The sequence below is a fragment of the Microvirga sp. CF3016 genome (assembly GCF_036314085.1).
Taxonomy (GTDB): domain Bacteria; phylum Pseudomonadota; class Alphaproteobacteria; order Rhizobiales; family Beijerinckiaceae; genus Microvirga.
The window spans coordinates 170,527-191,877 of record NZ_JAYGGM010000012.1 but is presented as its reverse complement, the minus strand read 5'-3'; the positions used below and the strand labels follow the sequence as shown (position 1 = coordinate 191,877).

Here is a 21,351-nt window from a genome sequence, read left to right as displayed (position 1 = left end):
TCATGCTGATCGTCGACATCATCCTCGGCGGGCTGATCCTTGGCGGCATGTATGCCCTTGTCGCCATGGGTCTCACGCTTCAATACGGCGTCGCGCGGATCATGAACCTCGCCTATGGCGAGGTTCTCATCGCCGCCGCCTTCGCGTCCTATGTGCTGTTCACGACCTTCGCGGTCAGTCCGCTCGTCGGGATGCTCCTGGTGCTGCCCGCGGGCTTCGCTGCCAGCTGGCTCATCTATCAGGGGCTGCTGATGCCTCTGGTTCGGCGCGCCAAGACGCGGGATGCCCTCGAGGTCGACTCCATCCTGGCGACGTTCGGCCTGCTCTTCGTCGTGCAGGGCATCGCCTTCGTGTTGTTCGGCGGGCAGTACTACAGCTATTCCTACCTTTCCGTCCCGATCACGATCGCCGGATCGACGATTGCCGTGAACCGGCTGATCGCCTTCGGTTTCGCGGTCGCCCTGAGCCTCATTCTCTACACGGTGCTGATGCGCACGCGGACGGGAACCGCGATCCGGGCCGTCGCCGTCGATCCCACGGCCGCGAGCCTCGTCGCCATCGATGTCCGCAGGATCGCCGGCCTCGCCTTCGCCCTCGGGGGCGCCATGTGCGCGGCCGGGGGCGTGCTGGTCAGCATGTTCCTGACCTTCAATGCGGCGATGGGCGTCGTCTTCACCATGAAGGCCCTGATCGTCGTCATCATGGGCGGGGTCGGCAATCTGCTCGGCGCTCTTGTCGCGGGCCTGCTGCTCGGCCTCGTCGAGACCGTCGTGGCGCGGCTCGTCGATCCCGGGCTGACGCTTGCCGCCACGTTCATCCTGTTCCTGACGGTGCTGCTCGTCTGGCCGACGGGCCTTTTCGGAAAGGCAGGCCGATGAAATCGAACACGATGCCCGTTCTCGTCGTTGCGGGCGCCCTGCTTGCGCTCGGCCTCGTGCCGTTCCTGGGCTCCAGCTATCATCTGGCCGTCGCCATCGGCATCCTGAGCCAGCTCGTGCTCGCGACCGCCTGGGCGCTCTTCTCCGGCACCACCCGCTATGTGTCGCTGGCGACCGTCGCCTTCTTCGGCATCGGCGCCTACACGGTCGCCGTGCTGGGCGAGGTGCTGCCCTGGGCGCTTGTCCTCGCCACCGCGACTGCCATCGGCACCGCGGTTGCCGTCCTGGTCGGCCTGTCGACCCTGCGGCTGTCGGGCGTCTACTTCGTCATCTTCAGCTTCGGCCTTGCCGAGCTCATCCGCCAGCTCGTCACCTGGTTCGAGGTGAATGTCAGCCAGTCCATGGGGCGCTACGTCTTCATCGATATCACGCAGGAATCGATCTTCTGGCACCTCTTTGCGCTGGCGGCACTCGTCTTCCTGGTCGGGTGGCTCATCCAGCGCTCGCGACTGGGCCTCGCCCTGCGCGTGATCGGCGACGACGAGACGGTCGCCCGTCATTGCGGCATCGACACGACCCGCGCCAAGTTCCTGCTCTTCGCGATCAGTGCTGCCTTCATGACCCTGACGGGCGCCATCATGGCGCCGCGCTGGACCTATCTCGATCCGACCATCGCGTTCAATCCGGTGGTTTCGTTCCAGGTCCTCATCATGGCCCTTCTGGGCGGAGCCCATCGCCTCTGGGGGCCGCTGCTCGGGGTGATCCCGTTGACGATTCTGTTCGAAGTACTCGGGGCGAACTTCCCGAACTATTTCAGCATTCTCCTCGGTCTCGTGTTCATGCTGATCGTCTATGGCGTGCCCAACGGGGTCGCCGGACTGATTGAGGGCACGAGGCTGAAGCCGCTCCTGCTCCAGACCAGGAGGCCCGCATGACCGAGCCTCTTCTCCAGGTGGAAGGCCTGACGCGCCGGTTCGGCGGCCTCGTGGCCGTGAACGGGTTGAGCATGAAGGTCGGGCCTTCCGAGATCGTCGGGCTGATCGGGCCGAACGGCTCCGGCAAGACGACGGCCCTCAATCTCCTGTCCGGCGCCCTGAAGCCGGACGCCGGGGCGATCCGGCTCGCCGGCAGGGCGATCGCCGGACTGCCGGCCTACAAGATCACCCGCCTGGGCCTCGCCCGCACATTCCAGCTCGTGCGCGTGCTCCCCTCGCTCGATTGCGTGGAGAACGTGAAGGCGGGATTGGCCTTCCGCGAAACCCCCGTCTGGGGCAAGGCCGCGACGGAGGAGGCGGTCCGGCTGCTGCGCCGGGTCGGTTTGGGCGGCAAGGTGGATCACGCCGCGTCTCAGCTGACCTATATCGATCAGAAGCGTCTCGAGCTGGCGCGGGCGCTTGCTCTCGCGCCGAAGCTGCTCCTGCTCGACGAATGGCTCGCCGGCCTCAACCCCTCGGAGCTGCAGGACGGCATCGCGCTGATCCATTCGCTGCGGGAGGAGGGGCTCGCGATCATCCTGGTGGAGCATGTCATGGACGCCATCCGCTCCCTGTGCGACCGATGCGTGGTGATGAACGCCGGAACCATGATCGCATCCGGTCCGCCGGCAGCCGTCCTGGTCGATCCCGAGGTCGTCCGGGCCTATCTGGGAGATCCCGATGCTTGAGGTCACGAATCTAACCGTCACCTACGGGCTTCATCGGGCCCTCGAGCAGGTCGACCTCCGCGTCGGCCGATCCGAGATCGTCGTCATCCTGGGAGCGAACGGAGCCGGCAAGTCTTCGCTCCTGAAGGCCATCGCCGGGATCGTGCCGTCGCTTCCGGGCAGGCGAATCACCCTGTCGGGTCAGGATCTCTCGTCCCTGCCGCCTTACCGCATCGTCGAGGCCGGGCTGGCGCTGGTGCCCGAAGGGCGCGGGATCTTCGGCGATCTCACGGTGCGGGAGAACCTGCGCCTCGGGGCCTATCCCGAGCGATCCCGAGCGAGCGAGAAGGCTATCCTCGAGCGCGTCCTCACCCTGTTTCCCCGCCTTGCCGAGCGTCTCGGTCAGACGGCGCGAACCATGAGCGGCGGTGAGCAGCAGATGGTGGCGATCGGTCGCGCGCTGATGTCGAAGCCGGACGTCCTGCTCCTCGACGAACCGTCGCTCGGCCTGTCGCCGCTCGTGTGCAAGGAACTGTTCGGCGCGCTCGGTCGCATTCGAGAGAGCGGCGTCAGCGTCCTGCTGGTCGAGCAGAACGCGCGCCAGAGCCTCGCCATCGCGGACCGGGGCTACCTCATCGAGACGGGCCGGATCGTCGGCGAAGGCCGCGCGGCGGATCTGCGTGACGACCCGGCGGTCCGCCGCGCCTATCTCGGCGGAGCGTCGAACGACGGCGGAGCCGGCGCGAGCCCTGTCACACCTTCATTCTTCCCATTGAGCTGAACGCGGAGCAGCAGACATGATGGACATCAATCTTCTCATCGATGGTCGCGAGATGGCGGCTTCCACGGGTGCCACTTTCGAGCGGCGGGATCCGATCTCCGGCGACGTGGCAAGCCGGGCCGCGGCCGCGAGCGTCGCCGATGCGCAGGCCGCCGCCGACGCAGCGGCTGCGGCGTTCCCGGCCTGGTCGAAGCTTGGGCCGAACGCCCGGCGGGCGATCCTCCTGAAGGCGGCCGATCTGCTCGAAGCCAGGGCTGCGGAATTCGTGAGCCTGATGGCCACGGAGATCGGCGCGACCGCCGGCTGGGCGGGTTTCAACGTGAAGCTCGCGGCCGGCATCCTCCGCGAAGCGGCTTCGCTGACGACCCAAATCACAGGCGAGATCATTCCCTCCGACAAGCCGGGCTGCGTGTCCATGGCGGTGCGCCAGCCGGCCGGCGTCGTTCTCGGCATCGCGCCGTGGAATGCCCCGGTCATTCTCGGCGTCCGGGCCATCGCGACACCGCTCGCCTGCGGCAACACGGTGGTGCTGAAGGCCTCCGAGATCTGTCCCGGAACCCATCACCTGATCGGGGCGGTCTTGCGGGAGGCCGGCCTGCCGGCAGGCGCGATCAACGTGATCACCAACGCGCCCGAGAATGCACCGGAGATCATCGAGGCCCTGATCGCCCACCCGGCGGTGCGCCGGATCAACTTCACCGGTTCGACCCGGGTCGGCCGCATCATCGCGGAAACGGCGGCGCGCTTCCTGAAGCCCGTGCTTCTGGAACTCGGAGGCAAGGCCTCGCTGGTCGTTCTCGACGACGCCGATCTCGATGCGGCGGTCGCGGCGTCGGCCTTCGGGGCGTTCATGAACCAGGGCCAAATCTGCATGTCGACCGAGCGCATCGTCGTCGACACTGCCGTGGCGGACGACTTCGTCGCCAAGCTCGCCACGAAGGCGGAATCGCTCCAGGCCGGCAATCCGCGCCACGGCAACTTCGCCCTCGGCTCGCTCGTGGGCGTGGAGGCGGCACAACGGATCAGCGGTTTGGTGGACGATGCCGTCTCCAAGGGCGCCAAGCTCCTCGCGGGCGGCCGGGTCGACGGCACGGTCATGTCGGCGACGGTGCTCGACCATGTCACCCCGGCGATGCGCCTCTACGGCGAGGAATCCTTCGGTCCGGTCGTCTGCGTCATCCGGGCGACAGGCGTCGAGGAGGCGATCCGGATCGCCAACGATACGGAATATGGCCTGTCGGCCGCTGTCTTCGGGCGCGACGTCACGCGGGCGCTGGACGTGGCGCACAGGATCGATTCCGGCATCTGCCACATCAACGGCGCCACGGTGCACGACGAGGCCCAGATGCCGTTCGGCGGCGTGAAGGCGAGCGGGTACGGCCGGTTCGGCGGCAAGGCCGGGATCAACGAATTCACGGAACTGCGCTGGATCACCATCGAGACGGGCCCGCAGCATTTTCCGATCTGAGGGACCGCCGGCATTACCTCTCCCCGGTGGGGAGAGGTCGAGCGCAGCGAGGGTGAGGGGAGAGCGCTCCCCGGAGAAGGCTGTAAACCCTCACCCGGACCTCTGGTCCGACCTCTCCCTAAGGGAGAGGTGAGCCAGCGTCTCATCCAACTATCGCTCATATCCTGACCCTTCCCAAAACGGAGCTCAGGCAGGCGAATTTTCCGGCCGCCCGCTCGTTTGCCCGCCCGCATGCGCTATCTGGCGCTCATGTCCCGATGCTACGGAGAGAATCCGTGAAGCCTGTCGTCATTGCCGTTGCGATCACCGGATCGGTCCCGCGCAAGAAGGACAATCCGGCGGTGCCGATCACCCCGGCCGAGCAGATCGAGTCGACCCAGCAGGCCTACGAGGCCGGCGCTACCCTCGTGCACATCCACGTGCGCAACGACGACGAGACGCCCTCGTCGGATCCGGAACGCTTCGCGGCCGTTCAGGCAGGGGTCGCCCGGCATTGCCCCGGCATGATCATCCAGTTCTCGACCGGCGGCCGGGGGCGGGATCCGGGCCAGCGCAGTTCGGCCCTCGGACTTCGTCCCGACATGGCCTCGCTCTCGACCGGCTCCGTGAATTTTCCCACCATCGTCTACGAGAACCACACGGTTCTGGTCGAGGAGATGGCGGGCAAGATGAAGGAGTTCGGCATCCGCGCGGAGATCGAAATCTTCGATCTCTCGCATCTGCATGGCGCAAGGCGCCTGGCCGACAAGGGATTGCTCGACGAGCAGCCGCATATCCAGTTCGTGATGGGCGTGCAGAATGCGCTGCCGGCCGAGGAGCGGCTGCTGGACATCCTCCTCAAGGAAGCCAAGCACCTCTTCCCGAACTGCACCTGGACGGCTGCCGGAATCGGACGGCACCAAGCGAAGGTGATGGATTGGGCGCTTACCCGTGGAGCGGACGCGGTGCGGACTGGGCTCGAGGACAACATCCGCATCACCAGGGAACGGCTCGCCTCCAGCAATGCGGAACTTGTGGAGCACGCGGTACTGGCCATCGAGCGGCACGGACATCGCATCGCGACGCCCGAGGAGGCGCGGGCCCTGCTGGGATGCCGGCCTGCGACAGCCTCTTAGAGCATATAGCGCAGTGACTCGCTCGCCGCGCTCAAGGCGGGCAGGAATCGCTCCCGCATCTCGTCGGCCGAGACGCGCCCCGCCTGGGCGCTGAGGTTGAGCGCGATCGTCACCTGTCCGTCCTTCTGGATCACCGGCACGGCAATGGAGCGCAGGCCGAACTCAAGCTCCTCGTTCACGAGGGCGTAGCCATGGGCACGCGTGGCTTCGAGAATAGCGCGGAACTCGGCCTTGTCGGTGACGGTCTTCGGCGTTCGCGCCTCCAGGCGCACGCGCTGGAGATAGGCATCGATCGCGGCGTCGGGCTGATAGGCCAGGATTGCCCGTCCCAGCGAGGTGCAATAGGCAGGGAGGCGGCTTCCGACGCCTAACCCGATGGACATGATGCGGCGCGTGGCGGAGCGGGCGATGTAGACGATGTCGTCGCCGTCCAGAATCGCGGCCGAACTCGACTCGCCAGTCGCCTCGGAGATCTGTTCGAGAAATGGCTGCACCCGCGTGGAGAGCGAGGCCGACGATAGATAGGCGTAGCCGAGCCGCAGGATTCGCGGGCTCAAAGAGAAGTACCGTCCGTCGAAATCCGCGTAGTTCAGCTTGGTCAGTGTGAGCAGGTAGCGGCGCGCCGCCGCGCGGGTGATGCCAGTGAGCTTGGCCACGTCGGACAGGGTCAGGCGCGGACGGCTGGCGTCGAACGCCTCGATCACGAGGAGGCCTTTCTCGAGACTCGCCACGAAGTCCCGGTCGCTGCCCTGATCCTCGATGTCTCCACCCTGCATCCTGGTCTCCGAAAGGGTATGCTGAACTTTGGTAGCCTTGACACCACCTCAGCAAATCGTACTACATGTGCGATATGGCTTTCAATGTTCGCGATGCGCACAAAAGGCTAGACGATAGGATAAGAAAACCACGATCCGCCACGTGAGATCGAGGCAGCTCAGAGGGAGGAACGGGATGAAGGTTTCTAAAAGAATTCTCGGAGCTGCCATCGGCGCTCTGCTGATGGGATCGGTCCCGGCCATGGCCGACACGATCAAGATCGGCATCATCGGGCCGTTTTCCGGACCCTTTGCGCTGCAGGGCAAGAACTTCCAGGCCGGCGTCGAGGCCTACATGGCGCTCAACGGCAAGTCCGTGAAAGGCCACGACATCGAGGTCATCTACCGCGACCTCCCGGCTGCCAACCCGGCGCAGTCCCGCGCCCTGGCGCAGGAGCTGGTGGTGAAGGAAAAGGTGCAATATCTCGGCGGCGTGTACTTCACGCCGGACGCCATGGCGATCACACCCCTGCTGAAGCAGGCGAACACGCCGCTCGTGATCTTCAACGCCGCGACCTCCGCCATCATGACCCAGTCGCCCCTGGTGGTGCGCACCTCCTTTACGACCGCGCAGACCACCTCGCCGCTGGGCAAGATCGCCACCGAGCGCGGGGTCAAGAAGGTGATCTCGGCGGTGAGCGATTACGGCCCTGGCGTCGATGCGGAAGCGGCGTTCAAGAAGGCCTTCGAGGCTGCCGGCGGACAGGTGGTGGAAGCGATCCGGATGCCTCTCAACACCACCGATTTCAGCCCGATCATGCAGCGCGTACGCGATTCCGGCGCCGAGGCGGTCTTCGCCTTCCTGCCCTCGGGCCCGACGACGCTCGGCTTCGTGAAAGCCTACAACGAGACAGGCCTGAAGCAGGCGGGGATCAAGTTCTTCGCGCCGGGCGACCTGACGCAGGAATCGGACCTGCCGGCCCTGGGCGACGGCGCTGTGGGCCTGCTCACCACGTTCCATTACGCGGTCTCGCACGACAGTCCCGAGAACAAGAAATTTGTCGAGGCGGCCACCAAGGCCATCGGCGGAGCCGATCAGCTCTCCTTCCCGTCGGTCGGCGCCTATGACGGAATGCACGTGATCTACAAGATGATCGAGGCGACGGACGGCAAGCAGGATGCCCAGAAGGCCGTGGACGCCGTGAAGGGCCTGTCGTGGACGAGCCCGCGCGGTCCCGTGAGCATCGACGCCGAGACCCGTCACATCACCGAGAACATCTATCTCCGCGAAGTGGTGAAAGGCCCGGACGGCAAGACCCTCAACAAGGAAATCCAGACCTTCCCGAACCAGAAGGATCCGGGCCTCGCCACCCAATAGGCGAGAAAGACCAACAATCCTGAAGACGCAGTCTCTCCAGGCCGCGTCTTCCCGTCAACCGATCAGCCACGGGTCCGGGATCCCCCATGCAGACCGTCCTCAGCATCGCGATCGACGCCTTTGCTTACGGCATGGCTCTGTTCATCATCTGCATCGGCCTGTCGCTCACGATGGGCCTGATGCGGGTGGTGAACCTGGCGCATGGCGCCTTCGCGATGATCGCCGGCTACATCGCCTCCTATGCGGCACGCGATCTCGGGCTGGGATATGCGATGGCCATCTTCCTGGCGATTATCGGCACGGTCATCATTTCGATTCCCTTGGAGCGCCTGCTCTTTCGCCGGATCTACGGCAGGCCGGAGCTGACCCAGGTGCTGATGACCATCGGCATCACCTTCTGCGTCATCGGCATCACCAACTACTTCTTCGGCCCGACCCTGAAGACCATCCCGCTGCCCGGCAGCCTGAGCCAGCCGGTGGATGTCGGATTCAAGACGATTGCCGCACACCGGCTCTTCGTCATGGCCTGCGGCGTCATCGTGGCGGGCGGGCTCTGGTACCTGATCGAGAGAACCGATTTCGGCATCAAGCTGAGGGCGACCGTCGACAACGCCGCTATGGCCGATGCGCTCGGGGTGCGAACGCAGGTCGTCTATGCGGTCAGCTTCGCCATCGCCATCGGGCTCGCCGCCCTGGGTGGCGTCGTCGGAGCCGAGTTCCTGCCCATCGAGCCCTATTATGCGCTGCGCTACATGGTGACCTTCCTGGTCGTCGTCTCGGTCGGTGGTGCGGGCTCGATTCCAGGTGCAGTCGTAGCCTGTCTTCTGCTCGGCGCGGTCGATACGACTGGACGCTACCTGATGCCCGAATTCGGCAACTTCTTCTTCTATGCCGCCGTGATCGCCATCGTGTGCGTGTTCCCGCGCGGCTTCTTCGGAAGGGCCCAGTAACGTGCAGGTCATCGCTCATACGGAGAGAGTTGCCGCCCCGTCGTCCGCCGGAAACCGATGGCTGCGGGACGCGATCGGCGTGAGCCTCATCGTCGCCGCAGGCCTTGCGGGATATTGGCTGTTTCCGGACAACTTGGCGCTCCTGACCCGCGTGATCGCGGTGGCGCTTCTCGTTCTCTCGATCGACCTCATCACCGGGTATTGCGGTGTAGCGACGCTGGGGCAGGCGGCGCTCTTCGGCGCCGGCGCCTATGCGGCCGGCATCGCGTGCGTGAGCGGCGTCACCGAGCCGCTGACGCTCATCACCATCGGAGCCGTCGCCGGATCTGCGGCGGGGCTCCTCATGGGCACGATCATGCTGCGCGCTCATGGCCTCGCCCAGCTCGTGCTCTCCATCGCCATCGTCCAGCTCTTCCACGAAGCCGCCAACAAGGCGTCGGCCTATACGGGCGGCAGCGACGGGTTGGCCGGCCTGATGGTCAGCCCCCTCTTCGGCGTGTTCGAATTCGACCTCTGGGGACAGACGGCCTATCTTTTCGGGCTTGCTCTCCTGGTCGTCGTGTTCGTCGTCCTGAAGTTCATCGTCTCCTCGCCCTTCGGGATGCTCTGCCGGGGCATCAAGCAGGACCCGATCCGTATCCGCGCCATGGGCTCCTTCGTCTTCCCGGTGCTTCTGAAGATGTTCGTAATCTCCGGCGCGGTGGCCGGCATGGGCGGAGCGCTGGCGGCCATCTCCACCCAGGTGGTCGGCCTCGACAGCGTCAGCTTCGAGCTGTCGGCGAACGCGCTGGTCATGCTGGTGCTCGGCGGACTCGGGACTCTCTACGGCGCCCTCGTCGGAACTGTCATCTTCATGGGCTTCGAGCACATCGTCTCGGCCATCAACCCGTTCCATTGGATGACGATGGTCGGAGCCTTGCTGATCGCCGTCGTGATCGCGGCTCCCGGTGGCCTGAGCGGCGTTCTCGAAAAAGTCTCCGGGTCCGGCAAGCGCGTAAAGACGGGAGGCCGGGCATGAGCGATCTGTTTCGCGTCGAGGGCCTGACCAAGAATTTCGGCGGCCTTGCGGTCAGCCGGAACATCTCGCTGGCCATGCCGGCCGGCGAGCGCCTCGCGCTCATCGGCCCGAACGGCGCCGGCAAGACCACCTTCGTCAATCTCGTGACCGGACAGCTCCAGCCGAGCGCCGGGCGTGTGGTTCTCAACGGAGAGGATGTGACGAGCCTTGGAGCCGTCCGGCGCGTCCGCAAGGGGCTGGTGCGCACGTTCCAGGTGACACGGCTCTTCTCCGAGATGACCCCTGAGGAGCATGTGACGCTCACGGTGCTGCAGCGGGAGGGAAAGGCATCCCGGATTCTCAGCCGCTTCACCGGCAATTCCGAAGTCGCAGGGGAGGTGGAGGGCATTCTCTCCACGTTGGGATTGCTGGACGTGGCACGGCGAAAGGTCGGCGAGATCGCCTATGGCCAGCAGCGCCTGCTGGAGATTGGCATCGCGCTCGCGCTCCGGCCGAAGGTTCTGCTGCTCGACGAACCCGCGGCCGGCGTGCCGTCGAGCGATACGCCGAGGATCGAACAGGCGCTGGAGCGACTGCCGCAGAGCCTCGCCGTGTTGATGATCGAGCACGACATGGATCTCGTCTTCCGGTTCGCCCGGCGGGTGGTCGTGCTGGCGGCCGGCGAGATCATCTTCGAGGGACTGCCCTCCCAAGTCGCCATGAACGAACGGGTCCGTGAGGCCTATCTGGGGAACTATGCCCATGCCCGCAGCGTCGCTTGAAGTCCGCGGATTGAGTGCGGGTTACGGCCCGACAATCGTCCTGGAGGACGTATCGTTCTCTGTGCCCTCCGGCGCGCGCCTGTCCATTCTCGGCCGCAACGGCATGGGCAAGACCACGTTGCTCTCGACGCTCATGGGCATGAACCGGCGCTACGGGGGCGAGATCCTGGTTGGTGGGGCCGATGTGTCGTCCCTGAAGAGCTCGGAGCGCGCCCGCAGGGGCATTGGTCTCGTGCCGCAGACGCGGGACATCTTCCGCTCGCTCACCGTGGAGGAGAACCTGATCGTCGGCGTGAAGGACCGGCCCCGGAGCGTCATCCAAGAGGCCTATGAAATGTTTCCCCGCCTGCACGAGCGGCGGAGCAATCTCGGCTGGCAATTGTCCGGCGGCGAGCAGCAGATGCTGTCGACCGCACGCACCATCCTCGGCCGTCCGGCCGTCCTGCTCCTGGACGAACCGCTTGAGGGCTTGGCGCCCGTGATCTGTGAGGAACTCATGGCGGCCTTCACGCGCCTTGCCTCCAGTGGCGAGATGACGATCCTGCTCGTCGAGCAGCGCCTGGAGAGCGCCCTCGATTTCGCGGAATCGGTCCTGATCCTGGAGCGTGGGCGGATCGCCTGGCAGGGGACGAGCGAGACCCTGCGCGGCGATCAGGGCCTGGTCGAGCACTATATCGGCGTCGGCTCGCTGCATTGAGGTGAGGCATGGCATTCGCGCGCATCAACGGAATCGTTCTGCACCATCAGGTCCTCGGGCAGGCTGATGGGCCGGGTCTGGTCTTCATCAACTCGCTCGGAAGCGACTTTCGCATCTGGCAGGAGATCGTGCCGGCCTTCACGGGCCGATTCCGGGTCGTTCTCTACGATAAGCGGGGACATGGCCTCTCGGATGCGCCGCCCGCGCCTTACTCCATCGACGACCATACGGACGATCTTCTGGCGCTCCTCGATCATCTGAAGATCGACAAGGCGGCTTTCATCGGCCTCTCGGTCGGCGGCATGATCGGGCAGCGCATCGCCGTGCGCGCTCCCAAGCGCGTTCAGGCGCTCGCACTCTGCTGCACCGCGGCGAAAATCGGAACGCCGGAACTCTGGGCCGAGCGGATCACGACAGTTGAGGATGGCGGCATCGAGCCCATTGCGGACAACGTCCTTCAGCGCTGGTTCACGCCGCTGTTTCGTGAAACGCGGCAGGATGACGTCGTGGGCTGGCGCAACATGCTGATTCGCACCCCGGATCATGGCTATGCCGGAACCTGCGCGGCGATCCGCGATGCTGACCTGAGGCCGGATGCTGGTCTGATCAGGGCTCCAACTCTCTGCGTCGCCGGCGATCAGGACGGCTCGACGCCGGCAGACGTGGTCAAGGGCACGGCGGATCTCATTCCCGGCGCACGCTTCGCGCTGATCGACGGGGCAGGGCACATCCCCTGCGTCGAGAAGCCGGACGTTCTGTCGAAACTCATCAGCCAGCATCTCCAGGAGGCCGGACTTGTCTGAAAACGAGCAAAGCGAACGCTTCAAGGCCGGCATGGCGGTGCGCCGTGAGGTGCTCGGCGATGCCCACGTGGATCGGGCGACCGCGCAGATGACCGAGTTCGACGCCGATTTCCAGACCTTCATCACCGAGGGTGCCTGGGGCTCCGTGTGGTCGCGGCCCGGCTTCACCAAGCGCGAGCGCTCCATCGTCACCATCGCGCTCCTGGCCGCCCTCGGCCAGGACGATGAGGTCGCCATGCATGTGCGCGCCACGCGCAACACGGGCGCGACCAAGGAGGACATCAAGGAGGCGCTGCTGCACGTGGCCGTCTATGCCGGCGTGCCGGCGGCGAACCACGCCATCAAGATCGTCAAGAAGACCTTCGCGGACATGGAAGCTGCGGAGCCGGGGCAGGAGAGCGGACCCAGGAGAAGCCAACATGAGTGACAACGGCCAATATTTTCAGCGTGACCGGACCTGGCATCCGCCGGCTTTCACACCCTCCTACAAGACCTCGGTGCTGCGCTCCCCGCAGCAGCCGCTCATCTCGCTCGAGAATACGCTCTCGGAGATGACTGGACCCGTGTTCGGCCATTCCAAGATCGGCCCGTTGGATAACGACCTCATCCGCAACTACGCGAAGACCGGCGAGGCCATTGGGCAGCGCATCGTGGTTTATGGCCGCGTGCTCGACGAGAACGACCGCCCCGTTCCGGGGGCTCTGGTCGAGTTCTGGCAGGCCAATGCGGGCGGGCGCTACCGTCACAAGAAGGAAACCTATCTCGCTGCCATCGACCCGAATTTCGGCGGCTGCGGACGCATGATCACCGATGTGGAAGGGCGCTACTGGTTCCGCACCATCAAGCCCGGTGCTTATCCGTGGCCCAACGGCGTCAACGACTGGCGACCGGCGCATATCCATTTCTCGGTCTTTGGGCATGCCTTCGCCCAGCGGCTGATCACCCAGATGTATTTCGAGGGCGATCCGATGATCTGGCAGGATCCGATCGCCATGACGGTGCCCGATAAGGCGGCCGTTGAGCAGCTCATCGCCGCGCTCGACCGACAGAACACCCTGCCGATGGATTCGCTCGCCTACAAATTCGACATCGTCCTGCGCGGTCGCCGCTCGACCATGTTCGAGAACCGCATGGAGGGGAACTGATGGTCCAGAAGCTCAATTTCCTGAAGGAATCACCCTCACAGACGGCAGGCCCCTACGTCCATATCGGCACGAACCCGAATTGGGTGGAGATCACCGGCGTCTGGAAAGAGGATCTCGGTCTGGTGCTCGTAGGTCCGGAGACCAAGGGCGAGCGCATCATCGTGAAGGGCCGCATCTTCGACGGCGCCGGCGATGTCCTGCGCGATGCCCTCGTGGAGATCTGGCAGGCCGATGCGGAAGGGCTCTACAACAGCCCCGAGGAGACCCGCGGCAAGGCCGACCCCAATTTCGTCGGGTGGGGACGCCAGCCCTGCGACGGCACGACCGGCGAGTACCGCTTCGAGACGATCAAGCCCGGCCGCGTGCCCTTCCGGGACGGGCGGATGATGGCGCCGCACATCACGGTCTGGATCGTGGCGCGCGGCATCAATATCGGGTTGCACACGCGCATGTATTTCTCCGACGAGGAGGCGGCCAATGCCGAGTGCCCCGTCCTGGCGCAGATCGCCCGCAAGTCGCGCATCCCGACTCTGATCGCCACCCGCGGCGAGGAGAACGGATTGCCGACCTACACCTTCGACATCCACCTGCAGGGTGAGAAGGAAACCGTGTTCTTCGATATCTGAGTGCCGATCCGAAAGCATATCATGGCCAAGTTCCAGAGCCTCAAAGAGGCCGTTGCCGAGAACCTGCGCGATGGCGACACCGTCGCCTTCGAGGGGTTCACCCACCTCATCCCCCATGCGGCCGCCCATGAGGTGATCCGCCAGGGGATCAAGGACCTCACCCTGATCCGCATGACCCCGGATATCATCTACGACCAGATGATCGGCATGGGTCTGGTGAAGAAGGTGATCTTCTCCTATGCGGGCAATCCCGGCGTCGGCCTGCTGCGCCGCATGCGCGATGCCATCGAGAACGGCTGGCCGCGCGCCATCGAGACGGTGGAGCACAGCCATGCGGCCATGGCCAACGCCTACGAGGCGGGCGCTGCGGGCCTGCCTTGCGCGGTGTTCCGCGGCTATCGAGGCGCGGGTCTCAAAGAAGTCAATCCGTCGATCAAAAGCGTCACCTGTCCCTTCACCGGAGAGGAGCTCGCCGCTGTTCCGGCGCATCGCCCGGACGTGGCCGTCATCCATGCCCAGAAGGCGAGCAGGCGTGGCGACGTGCTGGTGGAGGGGATCATCGGCGTGCAGAAGGAGGCGGTCCTGGCGGCCAAGCGCTCGGTGGTAACCGTCGAGGAGATCGTCGAGGATTTCGACGATCTGCACCCGAACCTCTGCGTGCTGCCGCATTGGACTGTGACGTCGATCGCGCACGTGCCGGGCGGGGCGCATCCGTCCTACACGCACGGCTATTACGACCGCGACAACGCCGCTTATCTCGAATGGGACAAGATCTCCGCCGACCGCGACCTCTTCACGGCCTGGATGAATGAGAACGTGCTCGACAAGGGTCCCGAGGTGTTCGCCGAGCGGGTGAAGGGATTGTAAGGATGACCAGCCTCTCAGACTTCACGCCCAACGAGATGATGACCATCGCGGCGGCCCGCGCATTGTCCAACGACGACGTCTGCTTCGTCGGCATCGGCGCGCCGTCGGCCGCCTGCAACGTAGCCCGGCTGACCCATGCGCCGGACATCACCCTGATCTACGAAAGCGGCACCATCGGCACGGCGCCGAACGTGCTGCCGCTCTCCATCGGCGACGGCGAGCTCTGCGAGACCGCCGTCACGACCGTCTCGGTGCCGGAGATGTTCCGCTACTGGCTGCAGGGCGGGCGGATCTCCATCGGCTTCCTGGGCGCCGCCCAGCTCGACCGCTTCGGCAACATCAACACCACGGTGATCGGCGATTATCACAAGCCCAAGGTGCGCCTGCCCGGCGGCGGCGGCGCGCCCGAGATCGCAACCTCCTGCAAGGAGGTGTTCATCACCATGAAGCAGGCGACCCGCGGCATGGTGGAGAAGATCGACTTCTATACCTCCTTCGGCCACGGCGAGGGCGGCAACCATCGCGAGCGCCTCGGCATCACCACCAAGGGCCCGACGCTCCTGATCACGGACTTGGCGATCTGGAAGCCTGATCCCGAGACCAAGGAATTCACCGTGGTGTCGATGCATCGCGGCGTGACCCGGGATAAGGTGCAGGAAACATGCGGCTGGAAGGTGCGATTCTCCGAACGCCTCGAGGAGACGCCTCCGCCGTCCGAACTCGAACTCACCACCCTGCGCGAGCTTCAGGCCCGGACCGAGAAAGCTCACGGCGGCAAGAAGGGGACTTGAGATGCGTGAAGCCTATATCTGCGCCCATGTGCGCACGCCCATCGGCCGCTATGGCGGCTCCCTGTCGAGCGTCCGCGCCGACGATCTCGCGGCGGTTCCGTTGAGAGCCCTGCGGGAACGTCTCCCTAACCTGGATTTCGAGGCGATCGACGACGTGATCTATGGCTGCGCCAACCAGGCAGGCGAGGACAACCGCAACGTCGCTCGCATGGCCGTGCTGCTGGCAGGCCTCCCCGGCTCGATCCCGGGCACCACCATGAACCGCCTCTGCGGCTCGGGCATGGACGCGGTCATTGCCGCGGCTCGCGCCATCAAGGCCGGCGAGGCGGAGATCATGATCGCGGGCGGCGTCGAGTCCATGTCGCGGGCTCCCTTCGTGATGCCGAAGGCGGACATGCCCTTCTCGCGCAATGCCGAGATCTACGACACCACCATCGGCTGGCGCTTCATCAATCCGCTGATCAAGAGCCAGTACGGCGTCGATTCCATGCCGGAGACCGGCGAGAACGTGGCAACCGACTTCAACGTCTCCCGCGAAGACCAGGACGCCTTCGCCCTGCGCTCCCAGAAGAAGGCGGCCGCCGCCCAGGCCAGCGGGCGGCTGGCGCAGGAGATCGTGCCGGTCACGATCCCGAAGCGGAAGGGCGATCCGGTGGTCGTGGACAAGGACGAGCATCCCCGCGGCGACACCACCATCGAGCAATTGGCAAAGCTGCCGACGCCGTTCCGCAAGGACGGCACCGTGACGGCCGGCAACGCGTCCGGCGTCAACGACGGCTCGGCGGCCCTGATCGTGGCCTCGGAGGAGGCTGTCCGGAAGTTCGGTCTTGAGCCGATCGCCCGCGTGGTCGGCGGTGCCACGGCGGGCGTTGCGCCGCGCATCATGGGCATCGGTCCGGCTCCGGCCACGAAGAAGCTCTGCGCTCGGCTCGGCCTCAAGCCCACGGATTTCGACGTGGTGGAGCTGAACGAAGCTTTCGCCAGCCAGGGCATCGCGGTCCTGCGGGAACTCGGTATCCCGGAGGACGCCGAGCATGTGAACCCGAATGGCGGCGCCATCGCGCTCGGCCATCCGCTCGGCATGTCAGGCGCCCGGATCACCGGCACGGCCGCCCTGGAGCTGAAACTCACGGGCAAAAAGCGCGCACTGGCCACCATGTGCATCGGTGTCGGGCAGGGCATCGCCGTTGCTCTCGAAGCCGTATAACGCGAGACTCGTGATGACGCAGACGCTCCCATATTTGGTCCTGCAAGCTCTCGTCGGCGACGAGGAGGTGGGGGCGTTCTTTTCCAACGAGGCCGAACTCTCGGCCATGCTGCGGGTCGAGGCCGCTCTTGCAGAAGCCGAGGCGAAGGTCGGGCTGATTGGTGAGGAGGCCGCACGGCGGATCGCCGAAATCTGTAGTGGATTTCAAGCCGATTGGACCAGGCTCTCTGAAGGTTTGGCCCGGGACGGCGTCATCGTCCCGGACTTCGTCAAGCAACTGCGAGCTGCTGTCGGCGAGCCTCATGCCAAATCGGTTCACCTGGGCGCCACCAGCCAGGACATCATCGATACGGCGCTCATCCTGCGCCTGAAAAGCGTTACCGAAATCCTCGGGCAGCGTCTTGATACGCTGATCCACTCCCTCAATGGATTGAAGCGCCGTGATGGCGGGGTGCGCCTCATGGCGCATACCCGAATGCAGCAGGCGCTTGCGTTCACGGCGGCCGATAAGATCGATACGTGGATCCAGCCCCTGGAGCGGCACAGGGAAGCCTTGCAGAACCTGGCGCCGCGCCTTCTCGTTCTCCAGCTCGGCGGCCCGATCGGGACGCGCGGCGGATTGAAGGATCATGGCGATGCCGTGGCCGATACCATGGCCAAGATCCTGGGTTTGGGCTTTGCTTCGTCCTGGCACTCGCAGCGGGACAGGATCGGAGAGTTCGGCTCCTTCCTCTCACTGCTCACCGGCGCCCTCGGCAAGATCGGGCAGGACATCGCCCTGATGGCGCAGAACGAGGTCGGTGAGGTGCGGTTGGCAACGGGCGGCGGCTCGTCGGCCATGCCGCATAAGTCGAACCCCGTTCCGGCCGAGGTCCTGGTGACGCTCGCCCGCTTCAATGCCGGGATGCTCGGCACCCTGCATCAGGCCCTGGTACATGAAAACGAGCGTTCCGGAGCGGCTTGGACGCTTGAGTGGATGGTGCTTCCGCAGATGGTCGTTTCCACAGCCGCAGCTTTGAGCCGCGCTCAGACCCTCGTCACGGGCATGAGCCTCGTGCCCGTGTCAGTGACGGACCACTAGCCTTCTCAGGCATCTCCGACGATGACGGTGACCCGACCGGAGCCTCCGCAATCCGGACATGGCTTCCGCCCGACGCTGCCGGACCCGTTGCAGGTCGAACAGATGTTCTCGCCGGTCTGTTTGGTGCCCGGCACATCCTCGTCGCCAGGATTTTTTCGGTCGGTGTCGGCCATGAGGTATCTCCTTCGGTCTGTAACGCCATGGAGCCGTTCGGGTTCGTCGGTCAGGCCATCGTGCTCTGCTGCATGGCCCGGAAGGCGAGAGGCGGGAGGCCTGTCCTCTGCTTGAAGAAGCGTGCGAAATAGGCCGGGTCCTCGAAGGCAAGGGCCAGCGCGATCTCCTTGGCGCTCAAGCTCGTGAAGGTCAGGTATCGCTTGGCCTCAAGAATGATGCGCTGATGGATGACCCCGAGCGCCGTGTCCCCAAGGTGCTCCCGGCAGATGCGGTTGAGGTGGGGTGGCGTCAGTCCCAGACTGCGGGCATAGGCCTCGATCGACTGGTTGCTGCGGAAATCCCGGTCGACGAGCTCGCGGAAGCGCAGCGCGTGTTGGAGGGCCCGCCGCCCGACGCTGCGATGGCTGGCACCCTGTCCCGCGCCATGAAGCCGATGAAGTGCGATCAGAATGAGCATCAGGCGAGCCTGAATGGCCTCCGAACGCCCGGGCCGGCGCCCGGCGAACTCGTCCGCAAGAGAGCCAATATCTGCGGCCAAGGTGCAGGCGGCATTCTCGTGTGCGTGGAGGCGGATCACCTGAACCGACCGAAAAGTCTCCCGCACGCCATCCATGTCGGCGAGAATGTGAGACAGGCGGCTGTCGAACAGGGTCAGGACCATTCCCTCGACGTCGGGCGAGAACCTGTAGCCGTGCACCGTCATCGGGGGCAGGGCCACGAGCGCGGGGGCGGTCAGGCTCATGCTGCGGCCGTCGAGAACGATCTCGGCCGTGCCGCTGGCGAGGTGCAGGATCTGGAACAGCTTCTCATGCCGGTGCGGCAAAATCCTGTAATTGTGCAAGCGACTGCGGGCCTGGATGGTCTCGCAATGGATCCAGTCCGCTGCGGGGTCGTCTCGGGTTTCACCATAAAGGGCAAAAGTTGGAATGTCGCCGATGGCCAAGATTAGTCAATCCGTCATGCATCATAAATGTTCGAATTGTCCAATCCGATGCTCGCTTTGTCTATTGGCCCTTCGACGGGCAGGGTTCATCCTGCAGCGAAATGAACAAGGCGGCCACGGCCGCTGTTTCGGAGGAGACCTAGCATGAGAACGAAGGTGGCCATCATCGGTGCGGGGCCCGCCGGGCTTCTGCTGGGGCGTCTCTTGGACAGGGCCGGAGTCGAAACCGTCATCCTCGAACGGCGCAGCCAGGAATACGTGCTCGGGCGCATCCGTGCCGGCGTCCTCGAACAGGGCACGGTGGAACTCCTGGAGAAGGCCGGCGTCAGCGAGAGGCTGCATGCGGACGGCTTGGTTCACGATGGCGTGGAACTATGCTTCGACGGCGAAAGGCACCGTTTCAATTTCCGCGAGCTGATCGGCAGGACAGTGACCGTCTACGGGCAGACGGAGGTCACCCGCGACCTCATGCAGGCGCGCGATGCCTCAGGCGCAACGACGATCTACCGAGCCGAGAACGTTTCGCTCCATGATTTCGACGGCGACAGGCCGACAGTGCGCTACGTCAAGGACGGTATCGAACACGAACTCGCATGCGACTTCATCGCCGGGTGCGACGGCTACCACGGTGCGTCCCGCGCCAGCGTGCCTGAAGGCTCCATCCGGACCTTCGAGCGGGTCTATCCCTTCGGCTGGCTCGGCCTCCTCGTCGACAGACCGCCGGTGGCAGAGGAGCTGATCTATGCGCATCACGAACGCGGCTTCGCTCTCTGCTCCATGCGCTCGCATACCCGCAGCCGCTACTACGTCCAGGTTCCGGCCAACGAAAAGGTCGAAGAATGGTCGGACGACCGGTTCTGGGACGAGCTGCGCCGGAGGGTCGACGCGGAAACCGCCGACAACCTGGTGACGGGTCCTTCCATCGAGAAATCCATTGCGCCGCTGAGGAGCTTCGTGGCCGAGCCGCTGCGCTTCGGGCGTCTCTTCCTGGCAGGCGATGCCGCTCATATCGTTCCGCCGACAGGTGCCAAGGGGCTGAACCTCGCGGCGAGCGATGTCGGTGCTTTGGCCGAAGCCCTCATCGAGTACTACGCCGAACGGTCTTCGGCAGGGATCGACGGCTATTCCGCCCGTGTGCTCTCGCGGATCTGGAAGGCCGAGCGGTTCTCCTGGTGGATGACCTCGATCCTTCACACCTTTCCGGACACCGATGCCTTCAGCCGCCGGATCCAGCGGGCGGAGTTCGACTATCTCAGAAGTTCGGACGCCGCCGCGCGGTCGCTGGCGGAGAACTATACGGGGCTTCCGATCTGACGTTCGCCGCTCCGCCCGTCATCACGGACCTTGTGCCGGTGATGACGGTTTGAAAAGCACGGCGTTCTTCTGATCGAGGTGGCCGGCACAAGGCTGGCCATGACGTGGAGGGTGTCATCCCAGGGAGCCTCTTACGTCCTGCCCGCTTTCGCGAAGCTCTCGTGCCGGTCGGCAATGGCATTCGCGAGAGAGCCGTCCAGTCCGAGTTCCTCGATCATGCGGCTGGCCTCGCGCATTTCCGCCGCGCGCCGGATACCATGCTGGCGCACGCGGGACATCATGACCTTGGCGACATTGTCCCAGTCCATACCGGGATAGGAGGCTTTCAGGCTAGCCAGAACAGCGGGCATGACGCCCGCCTTTTCCGAAGCCAGCGTGAAGTCGACCATGAGGGCTTCCATGCCTTTGATCACGATGCTGCGGCACAGCTTCGTGGCGGACGCGGTTCCGATCTCGGCGCTGACCGGCGTAATCTTCATGCCGAGGTCGTTGAGGCGTGTCGAAATCTCTTCGGCTTTCTCACCGCCGCTCAAAATCGGCACCTCGATTCCTGGCTCCCTGACAGGGGCCATCACGGCAAACTCGATGAAGTCCGCACCTTTTTCCCGAACGGGTTTCGCCACCCGCTCCTTGGTGGCGGGAGACACGGAGTTGAGGTCGATATAGACCTGGGACGCCTGAAGATGCGGAGCGACCTGTTCCGCGGCCGTGACGGCGGAATCGGCAGTCACGGCAGAGATCACGATATCGGCGCCGCGGCAGGCATCCGCTGCACCGTCGGCGGCATGAACACCCGCCTCCGACGCCCGCTGCCGCAGTCCCGACCCCTTCTGCGGATCGTCGAAGAGAATATCGTAGACCCTGATCCTCACGCCTGGTCTGTTCGCGAGCTGACGGGAGAAGAGCTGTCCGACTTCTCCATAGCCGATGAAGGCGATCTCAAGGCTCATGGGGTTC

Annotated in this window: 24 protein-coding genes; 20 read left to right on the top strand and 4 right to left on the bottom strand. The window is 65.0% G+C overall.

Features of this window, described 5'->3' with window-relative positions:
* Window positions 1–2: 2 nt before the first annotated feature.
* From VB672_RS18590 to VB672_RS18565, 6 genes are all read left to right on the top strand, one after another.
* Window positions 3–878 (top strand): branched-chain amino acid ABC transporter permease, encoded by an 876-nt coding sequence (locus VB672_RS18590; RefSeq protein WP_329785687.1) that lies wholly within the window; start codon window positions 3–5, stop codon window positions 876–878.
* Window positions 875–1,813, top strand: coding sequence for a branched-chain amino acid ABC transporter permease (locus VB672_RS18585; protein WP_329785686.1), 939 nt, complete (start codon window positions 875–877; stop codon window positions 1,811–1,813). The genes VB672_RS18590 and VB672_RS18585 overlap by 4 nt, the downstream gene beginning before the upstream one ends.
* The gene (locus VB672_RS18580) at window positions 1,810–2,541 is read left to right on the top strand and encodes an ABC transporter ATP-binding protein (RefSeq protein ID WP_329785685.1); all 732 of its coding nucleotides are present in this window, start codon (window positions 1,810–1,812) and stop codon (window positions 2,539–2,541) included. Before VB672_RS18585 ends, VB672_RS18580 begins: the two co-directional genes overlap by 4 nt.
* Window positions 2,534–3,301, top strand: a complete 768-nt coding sequence (locus tag VB672_RS18575; RefSeq protein ID WP_329785684.1) for an ABC transporter ATP-binding protein — start codon at window positions 2,534–2,536, stop codon at window positions 3,299–3,301. Before VB672_RS18580 ends, VB672_RS18575 begins: the two co-directional genes overlap by 8 nt.
* Window positions 3,302–3,320: 19 nt before the next feature.
* On the top strand, window positions 3,321–4,769 hold the full coding sequence (locus VB672_RS18570; RefSeq protein WP_329785713.1) for an aldehyde dehydrogenase: 1,449 nt from the start codon (window positions 3,321–3,323) through the stop codon (window positions 4,767–4,769).
* A gap of 257 nt (window positions 4,770–5,026) precedes the next feature.
* Window positions 5,027–5,884: a 3-keto-5-aminohexanoate cleavage protein gene (locus tag VB672_RS18565; protein ID WP_329785683.1), complete on the top strand. Its 858-nt coding sequence runs from the start codon at window positions 5,027–5,029 to the stop codon at window positions 5,882–5,884.
* Here the strand turns inward: VB672_RS18565 and VB672_RS18560 are convergent.
* Window positions 5,881–6,660, bottom strand: a complete 780-nt coding sequence (locus VB672_RS18560) for an IclR family transcriptional regulator (RefSeq protein WP_329785682.1) — start codon at window positions 6,658–6,660, stop codon at window positions 5,881–5,883. The genes VB672_RS18565 and VB672_RS18560 overlap by 4 nt on opposite strands.
* Window positions 6,661–6,835: 175 nt before the next feature.
* Here VB672_RS18560 and VB672_RS18555 point away from each other — a divergent pair, with 175 nt between their 5' ends.
* The 13 genes from VB672_RS18555 to VB672_RS18495 all read left to right on the top strand — a co-directional run bounded on the left by VB672_RS18555 (window position 6,836) and on the right by VB672_RS18495 (window position 17,963).
* Complete coding sequence (locus tag VB672_RS18555; RefSeq protein WP_329785681.1) at window positions 6,836–8,017, top strand: ABC transporter substrate-binding protein; 1,182 nt, start codon at window positions 6,836–6,838, stop codon at window positions 8,015–8,017.
* Between the two features lie 86 nt (window positions 8,018–8,103).
* Window positions 8,104–8,967, top strand: coding sequence for a branched-chain amino acid ABC transporter permease (locus tag VB672_RS18550; RefSeq protein WP_329785680.1), 864 nt, complete (start codon window positions 8,104–8,106; stop codon window positions 8,965–8,967).
* A 1-nt stretch (window position 8,968) separates the two neighbouring features.
* Window positions 8,969–9,985, top strand: a complete 1,017-nt coding sequence (locus tag VB672_RS18545) for a branched-chain amino acid ABC transporter permease (RefSeq protein WP_442932106.1) — start codon at window positions 8,969–8,971, stop codon at window positions 9,983–9,985.
* Window positions 9,982–10,746 (top strand): ABC transporter ATP-binding protein, encoded by a 765-nt coding sequence (locus VB672_RS18540; protein WP_329785679.1) that lies wholly within the window; start codon window positions 9,982–9,984, stop codon window positions 10,744–10,746. Before VB672_RS18545 ends, VB672_RS18540 begins: the two co-directional genes overlap by 4 nt.
* Window positions 10,727–11,443: an ABC transporter ATP-binding protein gene (locus VB672_RS18535; protein ID WP_329785678.1), complete on the top strand. Its 717-nt coding sequence runs from the start codon at window positions 10,727–10,729 to the stop codon at window positions 11,441–11,443. The genes VB672_RS18540 and VB672_RS18535 overlap by 20 nt, the downstream gene beginning before the upstream one ends.
* A gap of 8 nt (window positions 11,444–11,451) precedes the next feature.
* Window positions 11,452–12,246 (top strand): 3-oxoadipate enol-lactonase, encoded by a 795-nt coding sequence (gene pcaD, locus VB672_RS18530; RefSeq protein WP_329785677.1) that lies wholly within the window; start codon window positions 11,452–11,454, stop codon window positions 12,244–12,246.
* A 31-nt stretch (window positions 12,247–12,277) separates the two neighbouring features.
* Window positions 12,278–12,673 (top strand): 4-carboxymuconolactone decarboxylase, encoded by a 396-nt coding sequence (pcaC, locus tag VB672_RS18525; RefSeq protein ID WP_329785711.1) that lies wholly within the window; start codon window positions 12,278–12,280, stop codon window positions 12,671–12,673.
* The gene (gene pcaH, locus VB672_RS18520; protein ID WP_329785676.1) at window positions 12,666–13,391 is read left to right on the top strand and encodes a protocatechuate 3,4-dioxygenase subunit beta; all 726 of its coding nucleotides are present in this window, start codon (window positions 12,666–12,668) and stop codon (window positions 13,389–13,391) included. Before pcaC ends, pcaH begins: the two co-directional genes overlap by 8 nt.
* Entirely contained in the window at window positions 13,391–14,017 is a 627-nt protein-coding gene (pcaG, locus tag VB672_RS18515; protein WP_329785675.1) for a protocatechuate 3,4-dioxygenase subunit alpha, read from the top strand. The genes pcaH and pcaG overlap by 1 nt, the downstream gene beginning before the upstream one ends.
* Window positions 14,018–14,038: 21 nt before the next feature.
* Complete coding sequence (locus tag VB672_RS18510) at window positions 14,039–14,884, top strand: CoA transferase subunit A (protein ID WP_329785674.1); 846 nt, start codon at window positions 14,039–14,041, stop codon at window positions 14,882–14,884.
* Window positions 14,885–14,886: 2 nt separating this feature from the next.
* Window positions 14,887–15,675, top strand: coding sequence for a CoA-transferase subunit beta (locus VB672_RS18505; RefSeq protein WP_329785673.1), 789 nt, complete (start codon window positions 14,887–14,889; stop codon window positions 15,673–15,675).
* Window position 15,676: 1 nt separating this feature from the next.
* Entirely contained in the window at window positions 15,677–16,882 is a 1,206-nt protein-coding gene (pcaF, locus tag VB672_RS18500) for a 3-oxoadipyl-CoA thiolase (protein WP_329785672.1), read from the top strand.
* A 13-nt stretch (window positions 16,883–16,895) separates the two neighbouring features.
* A complete protein-coding gene (locus VB672_RS18495) occupies window positions 16,896–17,963 on the top strand; it encodes a 3-carboxy-cis,cis-muconate cycloisomerase (protein WP_329785671.1) in 1,068 nt (355 codons plus the stop codon).
* A 5-nt stretch (window positions 17,964–17,968) separates the two neighbouring features.
* Here VB672_RS18495 and VB672_RS18490 read toward each other — a convergent pair whose 3' ends face one another.
* Window positions 17,969–18,136 (bottom strand): hypothetical protein, encoded by a 168-nt coding sequence (locus VB672_RS18490; RefSeq protein WP_329785670.1) that lies wholly within the window; start codon window positions 18,134–18,136, stop codon window positions 17,969–17,971.
* A 50-nt stretch (window positions 18,137–18,186) separates the two neighbouring features.
* Window positions 18,187–19,080 carry a helix-turn-helix domain-containing protein gene (locus VB672_RS18485; RefSeq protein ID WP_329785669.1) on the bottom strand — a complete coding sequence of 298 codons (894 nt, stop codon included), beginning with the start codon at window positions 19,078–19,080 and terminating at the stop codon, window positions 18,187–18,189.
* Between the two features lie 144 nt (window positions 19,081–19,224).
* Between VB672_RS18485 and pobA the strand changes: the two genes are divergently transcribed.
* Window positions 19,225–20,394 (top strand): 4-hydroxybenzoate 3-monooxygenase, encoded by a 1,170-nt coding sequence (pobA, locus tag VB672_RS18480; protein ID WP_329785668.1) that lies wholly within the window; start codon window positions 19,225–19,227, stop codon window positions 20,392–20,394.
* Window positions 20,395–20,525: 131 nt separating this feature from the next.
* Here pobA and VB672_RS18475 read toward each other — a convergent pair whose 3' ends face one another.
* Window positions 20,526–21,344 (bottom strand): DUF1932 domain-containing protein, encoded by an 819-nt coding sequence (locus VB672_RS18475; RefSeq protein WP_329785667.1) that lies wholly within the window; start codon window positions 21,342–21,344, stop codon window positions 20,526–20,528.
* Window positions 21,345–21,351 lie beyond the last annotated feature (7 nt).

Coding starts and splice junctions, on each gene's coding strand:
- pcaF (WP_329785672.1), top strand. CDS start 15,677: ATGCGTGAAGCCTATATCTGCGCCCATGTGCGCACGCCCATCGGCCGC.
- VB672_RS18510 (WP_329785674.1), top strand. CDS start 14,039: ATGGCCAAGTTCCAGAGCCTCAAAGAGGCCGTTGCCGAGAACCTGCGC.
- VB672_RS18495 (WP_329785671.1), top strand. CDS start 16,896: ATGACGCAGACGCTCCCATATTTGGTCCTGCAAGCTCTCGTCGGCGAC.
- VB672_RS18555 (WP_329785681.1), top strand. CDS start 6,836: ATGAAGGTTTCTAAAAGAATTCTCGGAGCTGCCATCGGCGCTCTGCTG.
- pcaD (WP_329785677.1), top strand. CDS start 11,452: ATGGCATTCGCGCGCATCAACGGAATCGTTCTGCACCATCAGGTCCTC.
- VB672_RS18540 (WP_329785679.1), top strand. CDS start 9,982: ATGAGCGATCTGTTTCGCGTCGAGGGCCTGACCAAGAATTTCGGCGGC.
- VB672_RS18490 (WP_329785670.1), bottom strand. CDS start 18,136: ATGGCCGACACCGACCGAAAAAATCCTGGCGACGAGGATGTGCCGGGC.
- VB672_RS18575 (WP_329785684.1), top strand. CDS start 2,534: ATGCTTGAGGTCACGAATCTAACCGTCACCTACGGGCTTCATCGGGCC.
- VB672_RS18580 (WP_329785685.1), top strand. CDS start 1,810: ATGACCGAGCCTCTTCTCCAGGTGGAAGGCCTGACGCGCCGGTTCGGC.
- VB672_RS18565 (WP_329785683.1), top strand. CDS start 5,027: ATGCTACGGAGAGAATCCGTGAAGCCTGTCGTCATTGCCGTTGCGATC.
- pcaH (WP_329785676.1), top strand. CDS start 12,666: ATGAGTGACAACGGCCAATATTTTCAGCGTGACCGGACCTGGCATCCG.
- pobA (WP_329785668.1), top strand. CDS start 19,225: ATGAGAACGAAGGTGGCCATCATCGGTGCGGGGCCCGCCGGGCTTCTG.
- VB672_RS18570 (WP_329785713.1), top strand. CDS start 3,321: ATGGACATCAATCTTCTCATCGATGGTCGCGAGATGGCGGCTTCCACG.
- VB672_RS18550 (WP_329785680.1), top strand. CDS start 8,104: ATGCAGACCGTCCTCAGCATCGCGATCGACGCCTTTGCTTACGGCATG.
- pcaG (WP_329785675.1), top strand. CDS start 13,391: ATGGTCCAGAAGCTCAATTTCCTGAAGGAATCACCCTCACAGACGGCA.
- pcaC (WP_329785711.1), top strand. CDS start 12,278: ATGGCGGTGCGCCGTGAGGTGCTCGGCGATGCCCACGTGGATCGGGCG.
- VB672_RS18535 (WP_329785678.1), top strand. CDS start 10,727: ATGCCCGCAGCGTCGCTTGAAGTCCGCGGATTGAGTGCGGGTTACGGC.
- VB672_RS18585 (WP_329785686.1), top strand. CDS start 875: ATGAAATCGAACACGATGCCCGTTCTCGTCGTTGCGGGCGCCCTGCTT.
- VB672_RS18590 (WP_329785687.1), top strand. CDS start 3: ATGCTGATCGTCGACATCATCCTCGGCGGGCTGATCCTTGGCGGCATG.
- VB672_RS18505 (WP_329785673.1), top strand. CDS start 14,887: ATGACCAGCCTCTCAGACTTCACGCCCAACGAGATGATGACCATCGCG.
- VB672_RS18475 (WP_329785667.1), bottom strand. CDS start 21,344: ATGAGCCTTGAGATCGCCTTCATCGGCTATGGAGAAGTCGGACAGCTC.
- VB672_RS18560 (WP_329785682.1), bottom strand. CDS start 6,660: ATGCAGGGTGGAGACATCGAGGATCAGGGCAGCGACCGGGACTTCGTG.